The sequence below is a fragment of the [Mycobacterium] manitobense genome, assembly GCF_025821665.1.
GTDB lineage: Bacteria > Actinomycetota > Actinomycetes > Mycobacteriales > Mycobacteriaceae > Mycobacterium > Mycobacterium arseniciresistens.
In genome coordinates, this window is sequence record NZ_JACKSJ010000019.1 from 24,545 (window position 1) to 37,419 (window position 12,875).

Genomic DNA, 12,875 nt, shown 5'->3' on the forward strand with positions numbered 1-12,875 from the left:
TACGAAATAGTTAGTTAAGCCACAAGGGCCTGCGCTCCCACCGACGCGGCTAGGCTCGGCGACGTGTCGACCGAGTCCCGGCCCGAACTGCAGCGCGACGCCGAACGCACGCGGTCCGAGCTGCTCGAGGTCGCGACCGCGGTGTTCGCCGAATCCGGGTATTCGGGCGCGCGGGTCGACGAGATCGCCGAGCGCACCCGCACCACCAAGCGGATGATCTACTACTACTTCGGCGGCAAAGAGCAGCTGTACATGGCCGTGCTGGAGAAGGCCTACCTCGGGATCCGCGAGGCCGAGCAGCGGCTTCAAGTCGACCACGTGGACCCGGTGGACGCGCTGCGCGCACTGGCCGGACTGACCTTCGATCACCACATCGCTCACCAGGAGTTCATCCGCCTGGTCTCCATCGAGAACATCCACCGCGGTGAGTTCATCGGCCGGCTGGAATCGTTGCGCACGCTGTCGCGTCCGGCGACCACGCTGCTCGACGAGATCCTGCAGAACGGCAGGCGCCAGGGCGTCTTCCGGCAGGACGCCGACGCGCTGGACGTGCACATCGTGATCAGCTCGTTCTGCGTGTTCCAGGTCGCCAACCGGTACACGTTCGGCTATCTGTTCGGCATCGACTTCACCGAACCCTCGCGGCGCGCTCACCTGCGCAAGATGATCGGCGACGTGGTCGTCGGCTGGCTCACCTCGACACCCTGACCGGCGCGTAGCGCCGAGACCGGCTTCACAGCACGGTCTTGACGTGAGCCCGGTCACTGTGGTCTCCTCGACGTACGTACTAGTTAGTACATTGAGGAGACGAAATGAGCCACGACGCCTACCTGGTCGGTCTGGTCGGGACCGGCGTCGGACCGTCCCTGACGCCCAAGCTGCACATGCGCGAAGCCCACGAACAGGGCATCGACTACCTGTACCGCATCATCGACCTGAACACGGCAGGCATCGCGGCCGAGCGGATCGGCGAGATCCTCGAATGGGCGCGCGCCATGGGCTACGACGCGCTGAACATCACCCACCCCTGCAAGCGGCTGGTGATGGAACACCTCGACCACATCGACGAGCTCGCGGCCTCGGTGGCCGCGGTGAACACCGTGGTCTTCGCCGAGCACGGCGACGTCGGCTACAACACCGACACCACCGGCTTCGCGATCGGATTCGACGAGGGCCTGCCCGGGGCGCCGCGGACGTCGGTGGTGATGATCGGCGCCGGCGGAGCGGGCGCGGCCGTCGGCGACGCACTGCTGCGACTCGGCGCCGAGCACCTCGCGGTGGTCGACGCCGACGTCGACCGCGCGACCGCGCTGGCGCACCAGCTCGGCGTCCGCCACACCGACGCCCGAGTGGACGCCTCCACCCCCGACAAGCTGTCGGTGCTGCTGCCCGCCGCCGACGGCCTGGTGCACTGCACGCCCACCGGCATGGCCGAACACCCGGGCCTGCCGTTGGCCGCCGAGCTGCTGCACTCGCGGCTCTGGGTGGCCGACATCGTCTACCGGCCGCTGGACACCGAACTGCTCACCGCCGCACAGCAGGCCGGCTGCCGCACTCTCGACGGCGGCCACATGGCCGTGCACCAGGCCACCGAGGCCTTCGCCCTGATCACCGGCATCACCCCCGACGCCGACCGCATGTCCCGGCACTTCCGCAGCCTCGTCGGCTGACCATCCACCGCCCGACCGAACAGGAGAAGTCATGAGCCGCACGACAATCACCGAATCCGACAGCGGCGGAGCCGATGCACCGCGACGAACACCCGGCCGCGCCGCCGTCGCCAGCTTCATGGGCAGCGCCGTCGAGTACTACGACTTCTTCGTCTTCGGCACCGCCGCCGCGCTGATCTTCCCGAAGGTGTTCTTCCCGTCGGGTGATGACGCCGCCCTGGTGCTGTCGTTCGCGACCTTCGGCGTCGCCTACGTCGCACGGCCGGTCGGCGCCTTCGTCCTCGGCCACTTCGGCGACCGCCTCGGCCGACGCAACGTGCTGATGTTCACGCTCGTGCTGATGGGGGTGTCCACCTTCGCGATCGGCTGCCTGCCCACATTCGCCACGGTCGGCTGGGTCGCACCAGGGTTACTCGTGCTGTGCCGGTTGCTCCAGGGCTTCTCCGCGGCCGGTGAACAGGCCGGCGCCAGCTCGCTGACACTGGAACACTCCCCCGACAACCGGCGCGCGTTCTTCACGTCCTGGACGCTGACCGGAACCCAGGGCGGCCTCATCCTCGCCCAACTCGTGATGCTGCCCTTCGTCTCCCTGCCCGACGACGCCGAGATGTCGTGGGGCTGGCGGGTTCCCTTCTGGCTCAGCGCGATCGTCGTCGTGGTGGCCTACTTCATCCGTCGTCGGCTGCACGAGACTCCGGAATTCGACGAAGCCAAGGCCACCGGCGCCATCGCCCGGATGCCGCTGAAGCCGCTTCTGCAGAACCACTGGAGAGACGTACTGCGGGTCATCTTCTGCGCCTTCATCGCCGCCGTGTCAACGGTGTTCGGGACACTCGCGATCGCCTACGGCAAGAAGGTGGGCCTCGACGCCGGCATCACGCTGTGGCTGGTCGTCGTCGCCAACGTCGTCGCGCTGTTCACCCAACCGCTGTTCGGCATTCTCGCCGACCGGATCGGCCGCAAGCCGGTCTTCATCTACGGCGCCTTATCGTCGGCGGCCCTGATGCCCTTCTACATGCTGTCGATGAGCAACGACAACACGCTGCTGACCTTCGCCCTCGCGGTGGCCACGTTCTCGTTCGGGTACGCCGCCGCCAACGCCGTGTGGCCGTCGTTCTACGGCGAGATGTTCAGCACCCAGGTCCGTTTCTCCGGCATGGCGATCGGCACTCAGATCGGGTTCCTGCTGGCGGGATTCGCCCCGACCATCGTCACCGCACTCGGTGGTGTCCGCGAAGGCGGCTGGGTGGTCATCAGCATCTTCACGGCAATCGTCTGCCTGATCGCCGCGCTGTCCGCGATGACCGCGAAAGAGACGAAGAGCGTCCCCACCGAATTGCTCGGGATGCCCGATTCGCCCAAGACGCTGGTCAACGGCTGAGCACCGGGAGGGACTCGTGGAGAACGCCATCGCCGTCGGCGACCTCGCGCCGGACAGCGCACTGCGCAGTCAGAACGAGATCAGCACCGAGATCGCCTCGATCGCCGACGAATACCGCGGCGCGGGTGTGGAGGAATTCCAGCCCCGGCTGACCTACCCGCCCTACCGCAGCAGCAGGCTGCGCCATCCCCTGGCGGCACTGCACGCCGTCGACCCCGAGGCGGTCGAGCTCAGCGGCCCGTGCTTCGGGAATCGCGACGTGCATCCGCTGGAGGCGGATCTGACGATCCAGCACGCAGGCCAACCGATCGGCGAGCGGGCGGTGGTCACCGGACGCGTCGTCGACGGCGACGGCAGACCGGTCCGCCACCAGCTCGTCGAGATCTGGCAGGCCAACGCCGCGGGCCGCTACCTGCACCAGCGCGACCAGCACCCCGCGCCGCTGGACCCGAACTTCACCGGCGTCGGCCGCTGCCTGACCGACGGCGACGGCTGGTACCGCTTCACCACCATCAGGCCGGGCCCGTACCCGTGGCGGAACCACCACAACGCGTGGCGGCCCGCCCACATCCACTTCTCGTTGTTCGGAACACAGTTCACTCAGCGCATGATCACCCAGATGTACTTCCCCGGTGATCCGCTGTTCGCGCTGGACCCGATCTACCAGTCGATCACCGACCGGAAGGCGCGCGATCGCCTGGTCGCCGCCTACGACCACGACGTGACCACCCACGAATGGGCCACCGGCTACCGGTGGGACATCGTCCTGTCCGGCGCCGCGCAGACGCCGGTGGAAGGAAACGGCAGCCGATGACCATGGCACCGACACCGGGTCAGACGATCGGTCCGTTCTTCGGCTACGCGCTGCCGTTCCCCGGCGGTGATGAGCTGGTGCGGCCGGGCACACCGGGGGCCATCCGGCTGCACGGGCGGGTGACCGACGGCGCAGGGGACCCGGTGCCGGACGCGCTGCTCGAGATCTGGCAGGCCGGCGCCGACGGAGTGCTGCCGTCGGCCACCGGCTCGCTGCACCGCGACGGCTGGACCTTCACCGGCTGGGGCCGGGCGAGCACCGACGACGACGGCCGGTACTCCTTCACCACCGTGGAACCCGGTGCAGTGCAACCGGACACCGCCGCGTTCTTCGCCGTCACGCTGTTCGCGCGTGGACTGCTCAACCGATTGTTCACCAGGATCTACGTTCCCGGTGCCGGGCTGGCCACCGACCGGCTGCTGGCCTCGCTGCCCGAGGACCGCCGGGACACGCTGGTCGCCCGCCGCGACGCGACCGGGTTGCGATTCGACGTCCGGCTGCAGGGCGGCGCGGACGAGACGGTGTTCCTGCGCTTCCCGGGGCACCGGCCGTGAGTGATCTGCTCTCGCCCGGCGACGGGCGCGCCGGTGAGCTGTTCAGTGACCGGTCGTTCCTGGCCGCCATGGTCGCGGTGGAAGACGCGTGGCTGGAAGCACTCGTCGACACCGCTGTGGCGCCGTCCGCCGCGAAGGCCGACCTGAGCGCCGTGATCTCGCCGTCGGACATCGGCACCCTCGCCGAGGGCGCCGAACGCGACGGCAATTCGGTGACCGGCCTGGTCGCCATGCTGCGTGAACGCACCGGGGATCAGACCGCCCGGTGGCTGCACCGCGGACTCACCAGTCAGGACGTCGTCGACACCGCGCTGATGCTGTGCGCGCGTGCCACACTCGCGGCCGTCAGCGACGAGATGTGTCTGCAGATGGCACAACTGGTGCGCCTGACCGAGACACACCGCCGCGCGCCGATGCTCGCCCGCACGCTCACCCAGGCGGCGCTGCCCAGCACGGTCGGCATGAAGACCGCGCACTGGCTCACCGGAGTGCTCGACGCCGCGGACACCGTCGGCAGTCTGCCCCCATTACCGGTGCAGGCAGGCGGCGCCGTCGGCACCCTGGCCGCGGCAACCGAACTCACCGGATCGGCCGACGCCGCCCTCGCCCTGTCGAACGCGACGGCCGAGGCGCTCGGCCTGGCACCGGCCATGCCGTGGCACACCACCCGATCGATCGTCACCCGCATCGGTGACGCCCTGGTGACGTGTTGCGACGCCTGGGGACACATCGCCGCCGACGTCGCGACCGGCAGCAGGACCGAGATCGGCGAGTTCACCGAAGGGCAGGCGGGCGGGTCGTCGACGATGCCGCACAAGCGCAACCCGGTGATGTCGGTGCTCATCCGCAGCGCCGCACTGAACGCGCCGCCGCTGGCCGCCGGCCTGCACGTCGCCTCGGCCTCGAGTGTCGACGAACGGGCCGACGGGGCCTGGCATGCCGAATGGGGCACGCTGCGCACCCTCAGCCGGCGCACCGCGGCCGCCGCAGGCCAGACCACGGCGCTGCTGACCGGGCTGCAGGTCGACACCGATCGCGCCGCCACGAATCTGGCTGCAGCCGAGGATCTCTCGGCGGAGCAGCGGTCGATGTCGGATGTGACCGGACGGCCGGTCGCCCCGCAGTACACCGGTGCGGCCGACCTGCTGATCGAGTCGGTGCTGGCGCGGGCCCGGCGGCGCCTCGAGGAGCCGTCATGACCGGCCCGCGTCTCGTCGCGACCGACTTCGGCGGGCCGGCAGGGGGCCCCCTGCTGCTACTCGGGCCGTCACTGGGCACGTCCGCGCAGTCCCTGTGGGGGCCCGCGGCGCAGCACCTGACCGGCCACTTCCGGGTGGTGGCCTGGGACCTGCCCGGCCACGGCCACAGCCCGCCGGCGTCCCCGTTCGACGTCGACGATCTCGCCGCGGCGGTGCTGGCACTGGCCGACGAGGCCTCTGCGGCAGGCGGATTCCACTACGCCGGCGACTCGCTCGGCGGCGCGGTGGGCCTGCAGCTGCTGCTGGCCGCGCCTGACCGGGTGCACTCGGCGACACTGATCTGCACCGGCGCCGTGATCGGCACGCCCGCCGGGTGGCGCGAGCGCGCCGCCATCGTCCGCGCGTCGGGAGTCGATGCCCTCGTCGACGTCGCGGCCCAACGCTGGTTCTCCCCCGGCTTCCTCGACCGTGCACCCGAGGCCGGCGCGGCACTGCTGACCGCGCTGCGGGCCACCGACGCCGAATCGTATGCGCTGGCGTGCGAGGCGCTGGCCGCCTTCGACGTGACCGCGCGCCTCGCGGAGATCGCAGCGCCGGTACTCGCGATCGCGGGCAGCGACGACGTGCCGACGCCGCCGCAGGATCTGCGACGGATCGCCGACGGCGTCGCCGACGGCCGGCTCGTGGTGCTGCCCGGCGTCGGCCATCTCGCACCGGCCGAGGCCCCGCACCGGGTCGCCGAACTCGTCGTCGAACACGTCCACCGGCACCGGCCCGACGCGATTTCGGCGCGCTCGCGGTCGCTGGGCGACGGTGAGCGCGCCGAAATCACCCGGTATGACGCCGGGATGGCGGTCCGGCGGCAGGTGCTCGGTGACGACCACGTTGACCGCGCGCAGGTGCAGACGACCCCGTTCAGCGCCGACTTCCAGACGCTGATCACCGAGTACGCCTGGGGCAGCATCTGGACCCGCCCCGGCCTCGACCGGCGGAGCCGTTCGCTGATCACGCTCACCGCACTCGTGGCCCGCGGCCACCACGAGGAGCTGGCCATGCACGTTCGGGCGGCCCGGCGCAACGGCCTGAGCGTCGACGAGATCAAGGAACTGCTGTTGCAGACGGCCATCTACTGCGGGGTGCCCGACGCGAACACCGCGTTCCGCATCGCCGGACGGGTGCTCGCCGAGGACGACGCCGTTCGAGACAGCGCCACCCGAGACACCGAGGAGGAGCCCTCGTGAGCCGCACCCAGATCCACACCACTGCCGAGCAGGCGGTCGCCGGGATCGCCGACGGGGCAACGGTGCTCGTCGGCGGCTTCGGCATGGCCGGGATGCCGACCACGTTGATCGACGCGCTGATCGACCAGGGCGCCGGCGACCTGACGATCGTCAGCAACAACGCGGGCAACGGTGACACCGGCCTCGCCGCACTGCTGGCGGCGGGCCGCGTGCGCAAAGTGATCTGCTCGTTCCCCCGCCAGGCGGACTCCTACGTCTTCGACCGGCTGTACCGCGCCGGCGAGGTCGACCTCGAAGTGGTGCCGCAGGGTAATCTCGCCGAACGCATCCGGGCCGCGGGCGCCGGGATCGGCGCGTTCTTCTGCCCGACCGGCGTCGGGACCCCACTGACCGAGGGCAAGGAGGCGCGCACCATCGACGGTCGCGACTACGTGCTGGAATACCCGATCCGCGGTGACGTCGCGCTCATCGCCGCCCATGTCGGCGACCGGGCCGGCAACCTGGTGTACCGCAAGACCGCGCGCAACTTCGGCCCCGTGATGGCCACCGCCGCCGAGATGACCGTCGTCGAGGTGGCCCGGGTGGTGGACGCCGGCGAGCTGGATCCCGAATGTGTGGTCACCCCGGGCATCTTCGTCGACCGCATCCTCGATCTCTCTGCAAGCCAGCATGATTCGGAGGTGGCAGTGTGACGACCATCCGCAGTGACGCCGTCGAGCGCCTCGACCGCGAACCCCTCGACCGCGACGAGATCGCCGCCCTGATCGCCCGCGACATCCCCGCCGAGTCCTACGTCAACCTCGGGATCGGGTTGCCGACCCGGGTGGCCGAGCACCTGTCACCGGCCGACGGCGTGGTGCTGCACACCGAGAACGGGATGCTGGGCATGGGCGGCGTCGCGGTGGGTGACGCCATCGACCCCGACCTGACCAACGCCGGCAAGATCCCGGTCACCGAGACCCCGGGAGCCTCCTACTTCCACCACGCCGATTCGTTCGCGATGATGCGCGGCGGCCATCTGGACGTCTGCGTGCTGGGCGCCTACCAGGTCAGCCATCACGGCGACCTGGCGAACTGGCACACCGGCGCGCCCGACGCGATCCCGGCGGTCGGCGGAGCGATGGATCTCGCCATCGGCGCCAAGCAGATCTTCGTGATGATGAATCTCTTCACCAAGGACGGCGCCGCCAAGCTGGTGCCGGCATGCGCCTACCCCCTCACCGGCCGGCGCTGCGTGAACCGGGTCTACACCGACCTGGCGATCTTCGAACTCGACCGCACCGGGGAGCGCCCGGTGCGGGTGGTCGAGACGTTCGGCATCAGCGTGGCAGACCTCGGCGACCGGTTGGGAGTCCAGCTGCACTGACCGGTCGGTGTCAGCGGCGCGGCCGTGGCGCTCTTGGCTAGGCTTTGGCCTCGTGCGCGCCGTGCTGATCGTCAACCCCAATGCGACGTCGACCACCCCTGCGGCGCGTGACCTGCTCGCCCACGCGGTGGAGAGCCGGGCCGAACTGGTCGTCGTGCACACCGACCACCGCGGCCACGCGATCGAGATCGCCCGCGAGGCGGCCCGCGACGAGGTCGACGTGCTGATCGTGCACGGCGGTGACGGCACGGTGAACGAGGTGGTCAACGGCGTGCTGTCGGAACGCGGCCCCGGTGTCCCGGCGCCCGCGGTCGGCGTGGTGCCCGGCGGATCGGCCAACGTCTTCGCCCGGGCGCTCGGCATCAGTCCCGACCCCACCGAGGCCACCAACCAGCTCGTCGACCTGCTCGGCGACTACCGCCGCAACGGCCGCTGGCGGCGTATCGGGTTGATGGACTGCGGCGAACGCTGGGCGGTGTTCACCGCGGGCATGGGGGTGGACGGGGACGTCGTGGCCGCCGTCGAGGCGCAGCGGGCCAAGGGCCGAACGGTGACTGCGTCGCGCTACATCCGCGTCGCGGTGCGCGAGATGCTGGCCAGCGCCCGCAAGGAGCCCACGCTGACACTGCACCTGCCCGACGCCGAACCGGTGTCGGGCGTGCACTTCGCGTTCGTGTCGAACTCCAGTCCGTGGACCTACGCCAACACCCGCCCGGTGTGGACCAACCCGGACACCTCGTTCGAGACCGGTCTCGGCGTCTTCGCCATCACCAGCATGAACGTGTGGGCGAACCTGCGACTGGTGCGTCGGATGCTGTCGCGCACGCCCCGCATCGAGGCACGCCACCTGCTGCGCGACGACGACCTCGCGTGGTTGCGGGTGACCGCCGACGTCCCGGTGGCCTGCCAGATCGACGGAGATTACGCCGGACTGCGCGAAACGATGACGTTCACGTCGGTGCCCGACGCTCTGGCTGTGGTTGCGCCGCCCGTCACACCGCTCTGACCTGGACTTATGGCGCTCGCCCAAAGAATTCAGGGCGCAGATGGATTGAGTGTAGTACACATGGGTAAGCGCTCCGCTAACGCGGTGCCGGAGTGAGATAGCACACGTGTTAACGCAGTTCTATTGACATCTGTTCAGCCTGTGAAAACATCGGATGCAACAGTGCAGAAACATTTCGTGTGCACGCGTTAACAGCCGAAGAAAAGCTCGTGCGCTTTGCTGCGCATACAAGCTAGTGACTGATGAGGAGTTAGAACTATGGATTGGCGCCACAAGGCGGTCTGTCGCGACGAGGATCCCGAGCTGTTCTTCCCCGTGGGAAACAGCGGTCCCGCGCTTGCTCAGATCGCTGACGCGAAGCTGGTCTGCAATCGCTGCCCCGTCACCACCGACTGCCTGACCTGGGCGTTGGACTCCGGCCAGGACGCCGGAGTGTGGGGCGGGATGAGCGAGGACGAGCGTCGCGCGCTCAAGCGGCGCAATGCCCGCACCAAGGCCCGCAGCGGGGTCTGACCCACAGTCAGATCCGCGCGAGCGACGGCCCCGACGACAACGTCGGGGCCGTCACTTTTTTCGCAGCCTTTTCCTGTCAATTGGCTGAGCGAATTTCGTTTTCCGGATGTGACGTGCGTTACTGCGGCAGCCGGGTGCGGCGCCCCAACGGCACCCGCAGCACCACGTCGGTGCCTCCAGTGGCGACGTCGTGCATGCCCAGTGAGCCGTCCAGTTCGGCCGACACCAGGGTGCGCACGATCTGCAGGCCCAGCCGGTCGGACTTCTCGAGGCTGAAGCCGTCCGGCAGTCCGCGCCCGTCGTCGTGCACCACGACGTCGAGCCAGCGCGCCGACCGCTCGGCGCGGATCGTCACGCAGCCTTGAGCGGTGCCGTCGTCGAACGCGTGCTCGATCGCGTTCTGCACCAGTTCGGTGATCACCATGATCAGGGCGGTGGCCCGGTCCGCGTCCAGCACGCCGAGATCACCGACGCGGTTGATGCGGATCGGGGTGTCCACGGTCGCCACGTCGTTCATGATCGGCAGGATCCGGTCGACGACCTCGTCGAGGTTGACCTCCTCGTCGACCGACATCGACAACGCATCGTGCACCAGGGCGATCGACGACACCCGGCGCACCGACTCCAGCAGCGCCTCGCGGCCCTCGGCGTTGTTGGTGCGCCGCGCCTGCAGCCGCAGCAGCGCCGCCACCGTCTGCAGGTTGTTCTTGACGCGGTGGTGGATCTCGCGGATGGTCGCATCCTTGGACAGCAGCGCGCGGTCGCGGCGTTTGACCTCGGTGACGTCCCGGATCAGCACTGCGGCGCCGACGGCCTCGCCGTGCGCCACCAGCGGCAGGGTGCGCAGAAGCACCGCGGCCCCGCCCGCATCCACCTCCATGCGCATGCTGGAGCCGCCCGCGAGCGAGTTGCGGACGTGATCGGCGAGTTCCTGGGCCTCGAACGGGTCCGAGATGAGCGGGCGGGTGACCGCCACCAGGTTGTGTCCCTCGAGTTCCGATGTCAGCGCCATCCGGTGATACGCCGAGATCGCGTTGGGGCTGGCGAACACCACGGTGCCCGCGCCGTCCAGCCGGATGAATCCGTCGCCGACGCGTGGGCTGGAGCGGGACATCGCGAGGTCACCGACATTGGGGAAGGTGCCTTCGGACAGCATGTGCAGCAGGTCGGCGGCGCAGTCGAGGTACGCGCTCTCCAGTGGGCTCGCCGTGCGCCTGGCGGCCAGCGCAGTCTGGTGGGTCAGCACCGCGACCACCTTGCCGTCCCAGCGCACCGGAACGGCCTCGACGTTCAGGCCCGGTGAATTCTGTTGCGTTGCTTCGTCTTCGGTGACGATGACGCCGGTGTCGAACGCCGAGCGCACCACCGGAAGCCGCTGGTCGTCCGAGAGCGTGCCCACCGCGTCGGCGAGCAGCACCGTGGGCGCCGTGTTGGGCCGCACCTGCGCGACGCACACCAGCACGCCGTCGTCGCGGCCCACCCACATGAGGTAGTCGGCGAAGGACAGGTCCGCCAGCAGCTGCCACTCGCCGACCAGGGCGTGCAGGTGGTCGACGGCGTTGCCGGGCAGCATGGTGTGCTCGGCGAGCAGGTCACCGAGGGTGGACATCGAGGATCACGTCGAAGTGGTCGAGTACCGGGGTGTGGCTAGCCGATGACCGCGATGAGATGACCGGCCTGGATGACGTCGCCTTCGCTGACGTTGACCTTGGTGACCGTCCCGGCGACCTCGGCGAGCACCGGGATCTCCATCTTCATCGACTCCAGCAGCACCAGGGTGTCGCCCTCGCCGATCTGATCACCTTCGTGGACCACGACCTCGAGCACACTGGCCACGATCTCGGCGCGAACGTCCTCGGCCATCTTCACCCCACTCACTCTCGGTTTAGCGCCTCTATCGAACCACAACCCGCGTGGCTAGAGCATTCGCCGGGCCGTGAGACAATGTCGTGGTGCCGCCCGTGGGACGCGGGCCGGAAAGACCGAAGACCGTACGGAGGAACTGCCATGGCCAAGCGTGGCCGCAAGAAGCGCGACCGGAAGCACTCGAAGGCGAATCACGGCAAGCGACCCAACGCCGGCTCGAAATCAGTGCGCTAGCCCCCAGAAGTCGACAACGCCCGCTCGTCCTGCGTGGACGGGCGGGCGTCGTCGTGTCGGGGTGCCTGCGGCCGGTCAGCCGCCGCGGATGATGGTGGTGCGGCTGATCTCGATCCGCAACCGCTCGCGCAGCCGGTCGGGGGCCTTCTCTCCACTGCACTTGGTAGCGATCAACCGCTTCACCCGCTCCTCCACGCCGTAGTGACGCAGGCAGGCGGGGCATTCTTCGAGATGGTGCTGGAGCTTGTCGCGGGTCTCCGCGGTGCACTCACCGTCGAGCAGCGTCCACACCTCGGCGATCACCGCCGCACATTCGGGATGCTCTGGGTCGACGGGCCCGACCGGCGGGGTCCAGCGTTCGTCGTCGCGGGGCTGATCACTCATGACGGCACCTCCTCGGGCGCCTGCTCGCCACGGATGAATCCGCGGTCCCGGGCGACGTCGCCCAGCAGGTCGCGCAGTTGCTTGCGGCCCCGGTGCAACCGGGACATCACGGTGCCGATCGGCGTATCCATGATCTCGGCGATCTCCTTGTACGGGAATCCCTCGACGTCGGCGTAGTACACCGCCATCCGGAAGTCCTCCGGCAACGCCTGAAGCGCCGCTTTGATCTCGGTGTCCGGTAGCGACTCGAGCGCCTCCACCTCGGCCGACCGCAGCCCCGTCGACGAGTGCTCGGCGTTGGCCGCCAGCTGCCAGTCGGTGATCTCCTCGGTCGGGTACTCCGCCGGCTGACGCTGCTTCTTGCGGTAGCTGTTGATGTAGGTGTTGGTCAGGATGCGGTACAGCCACGCCTTGAGGTTGGTGCCCTCACGGAACGACCGGAAGCCGGAATAGGCCTTGACCATCGTCTCCTGCAGCAGGTCCTCGGCGTCGGCGGGATTGCGGGTCATCCGCAGCGCACCGCCGTAGAGCTGGTCGAGCAGCGGGATCGCGTCCCTCTCGAACCGGGCGGTCAGCTCGGCATCGGTTTCGGTGGATCTCTCGGGCGCTGAGCCGTCGACGTCGGTCATCAGGGTCGACACCGTCCC

16 protein-coding genes are annotated in these 12,875 nt (G+C 69.2%); 12 read left to right on the forward strand and 4 right to left on the reverse strand.

What is annotated here, in order from left to right; translation table 11 throughout:
* Positions 1-63 precede the first annotated feature (63 nt).
* The 11 genes from H7I41_RS02000 to H7I41_RS02050 all read left to right on the forward strand — a co-directional run bounded on the left by H7I41_RS02000 (position 64) and on the right by H7I41_RS02050 (position 9,744).
* Complete coding sequence (locus tag H7I41_RS02000; protein WP_264010883.1) at positions 64-708, forward strand: TetR/AcrR family transcriptional regulator; 645 nt, start codon at positions 64-66, stop codon at positions 706-708.
* Between the two features lie 104 nt (positions 709-812).
* Positions 813-1,670, forward strand: a complete 858-nt coding sequence (locus H7I41_RS02005) for a shikimate dehydrogenase (protein WP_264010884.1) — start codon at positions 813-815, stop codon at positions 1,668-1,670.
* A gap of 31 nt (positions 1,671-1,701) precedes the next feature.
* Positions 1,702-3,051, forward strand: coding sequence for an MFS transporter (locus H7I41_RS02010; protein WP_264010885.1), 1,350 nt, complete (start codon positions 1,702-1,704; stop codon positions 3,049-3,051).
* 16 nt (positions 3,052-3,067) lie between these two features.
* Positions 3,068-3,865: a protocatechuate 3,4-dioxygenase subunit beta gene (pcaH, locus tag H7I41_RS02015; RefSeq protein ID WP_264010886.1), complete on the forward strand. Its 798-nt coding sequence runs from the start codon at positions 3,068-3,070 to the stop codon at positions 3,863-3,865.
* Entirely contained in the window at positions 3,862-4,419 is a 558-nt protein-coding gene (gene pcaG, locus H7I41_RS02020) for a protocatechuate 3,4-dioxygenase subunit alpha (protein WP_264010887.1), read from the forward strand. Before pcaH ends, pcaG begins: the two co-directional genes overlap by 4 nt.
* Positions 4,416-5,618 (forward strand): lyase family protein, encoded by a 1,203-nt coding sequence (locus H7I41_RS02025; protein WP_264010888.1) that lies wholly within the window; start codon positions 4,416-4,418, stop codon positions 5,616-5,618. Before pcaG ends, H7I41_RS02025 begins: the two co-directional genes overlap by 4 nt.
* Entirely contained in the window at positions 5,615-6,859 is a 1,245-nt protein-coding gene (pcaDC, locus tag H7I41_RS02030; RefSeq protein WP_264010889.1) for a bifunctional 3-oxoadipate enol-lactonase/4-carboxymuconolactone decarboxylase PcaDC, read from the forward strand. Before H7I41_RS02025 ends, pcaDC begins: the two co-directional genes overlap by 4 nt.
* Positions 6,856-7,551: a 3-oxoacid CoA-transferase subunit A gene (locus H7I41_RS02035; RefSeq protein ID WP_264010890.1), complete on the forward strand. Its 696-nt coding sequence runs from the start codon at positions 6,856-6,858 to the stop codon at positions 7,549-7,551. The genes pcaDC and H7I41_RS02035 overlap by 4 nt, the downstream gene beginning before the upstream one ends.
* Before the next feature lie 5 nt (positions 7,552-7,556).
* Positions 7,557-8,225: a 3-oxoacid CoA-transferase subunit B gene (locus tag H7I41_RS02040; RefSeq protein ID WP_372503643.1), complete on the forward strand. Its 669-nt coding sequence runs from the start codon at positions 7,557-7,559 to the stop codon at positions 8,223-8,225.
* Between the two features lie 52 nt (positions 8,226-8,277).
* Positions 8,278-9,231: a diacylglycerol/lipid kinase family protein gene (locus H7I41_RS02045; protein ID WP_264010892.1), complete on the forward strand. Its 954-nt coding sequence runs from the start codon at positions 8,278-8,280 to the stop codon at positions 9,229-9,231.
* 258 nt (positions 9,232-9,489) lie between these two features.
* Positions 9,490-9,744, forward strand: coding sequence for a WhiB family transcriptional regulator (locus H7I41_RS02050; RefSeq protein ID WP_110319505.1), 255 nt, complete (start codon positions 9,490-9,492; stop codon positions 9,742-9,744).
* Positions 9,745-9,862: 118 nt separating this feature from the next.
* On the opposite strand, the gene H7I41_RS02055 is transcribed toward H7I41_RS02050, so the two are convergent.
* On the reverse strand, positions 9,863-11,353 hold the full coding sequence (locus tag H7I41_RS02055) for a two-component system sensor histidine kinase PdtaS (RefSeq protein WP_264010893.1): 1,491 nt from the start codon (positions 11,351-11,353) through the stop codon (positions 9,863-9,865).
* Between the two features lie 38 nt (positions 11,354-11,391).
* Positions 11,392-11,607 carry a biotin/lipoyl-binding carrier protein gene (locus tag H7I41_RS02060; protein WP_264010909.1) on the reverse strand — a complete coding sequence of 72 codons (216 nt, stop codon included), beginning with the start codon at positions 11,605-11,607 and terminating at the stop codon, positions 11,392-11,394.
* Positions 11,608-11,751: 144 nt separating this feature from the next.
* On the opposite strand from H7I41_RS02060, the gene H7I41_RS30385 reads away from it, so the two are divergent.
* The gene (locus H7I41_RS30385) at positions 11,752-11,844 is read left to right on the forward strand and encodes a 50S ribosomal protein bL37 (RefSeq protein ID WP_003882799.1); all 93 of its coding nucleotides are present in this window, start codon (positions 11,752-11,754) and stop codon (positions 11,842-11,844) included.
* Positions 11,845-11,919: 75 nt separating this feature from the next.
* Here H7I41_RS30385 and rsrA read toward each other — a convergent pair whose 3' ends face one another.
* Both rsrA and H7I41_RS02070 read right to left on the reverse strand, forming a co-directional pair.
* Positions 11,920-12,228: a mycothiol system anti-sigma-R factor gene (gene rsrA, locus H7I41_RS02065; RefSeq protein ID WP_264010894.1), complete on the reverse strand. Its 309-nt coding sequence runs from the start codon at positions 12,226-12,228 to the stop codon at positions 11,920-11,922.
* Positions 12,225-12,857 carry a sigma-70 family RNA polymerase sigma factor gene (locus H7I41_RS02070; RefSeq protein WP_264010910.1) on the reverse strand — a complete coding sequence of 211 codons (633 nt, stop codon included), beginning with the start codon at positions 12,855-12,857 and terminating at the stop codon, positions 12,225-12,227. The genes rsrA and H7I41_RS02070 overlap by 4 nt, the downstream gene beginning before the upstream one ends.
* Between the last annotated feature and the right edge of the window lie 18 nt (positions 12,858-12,875).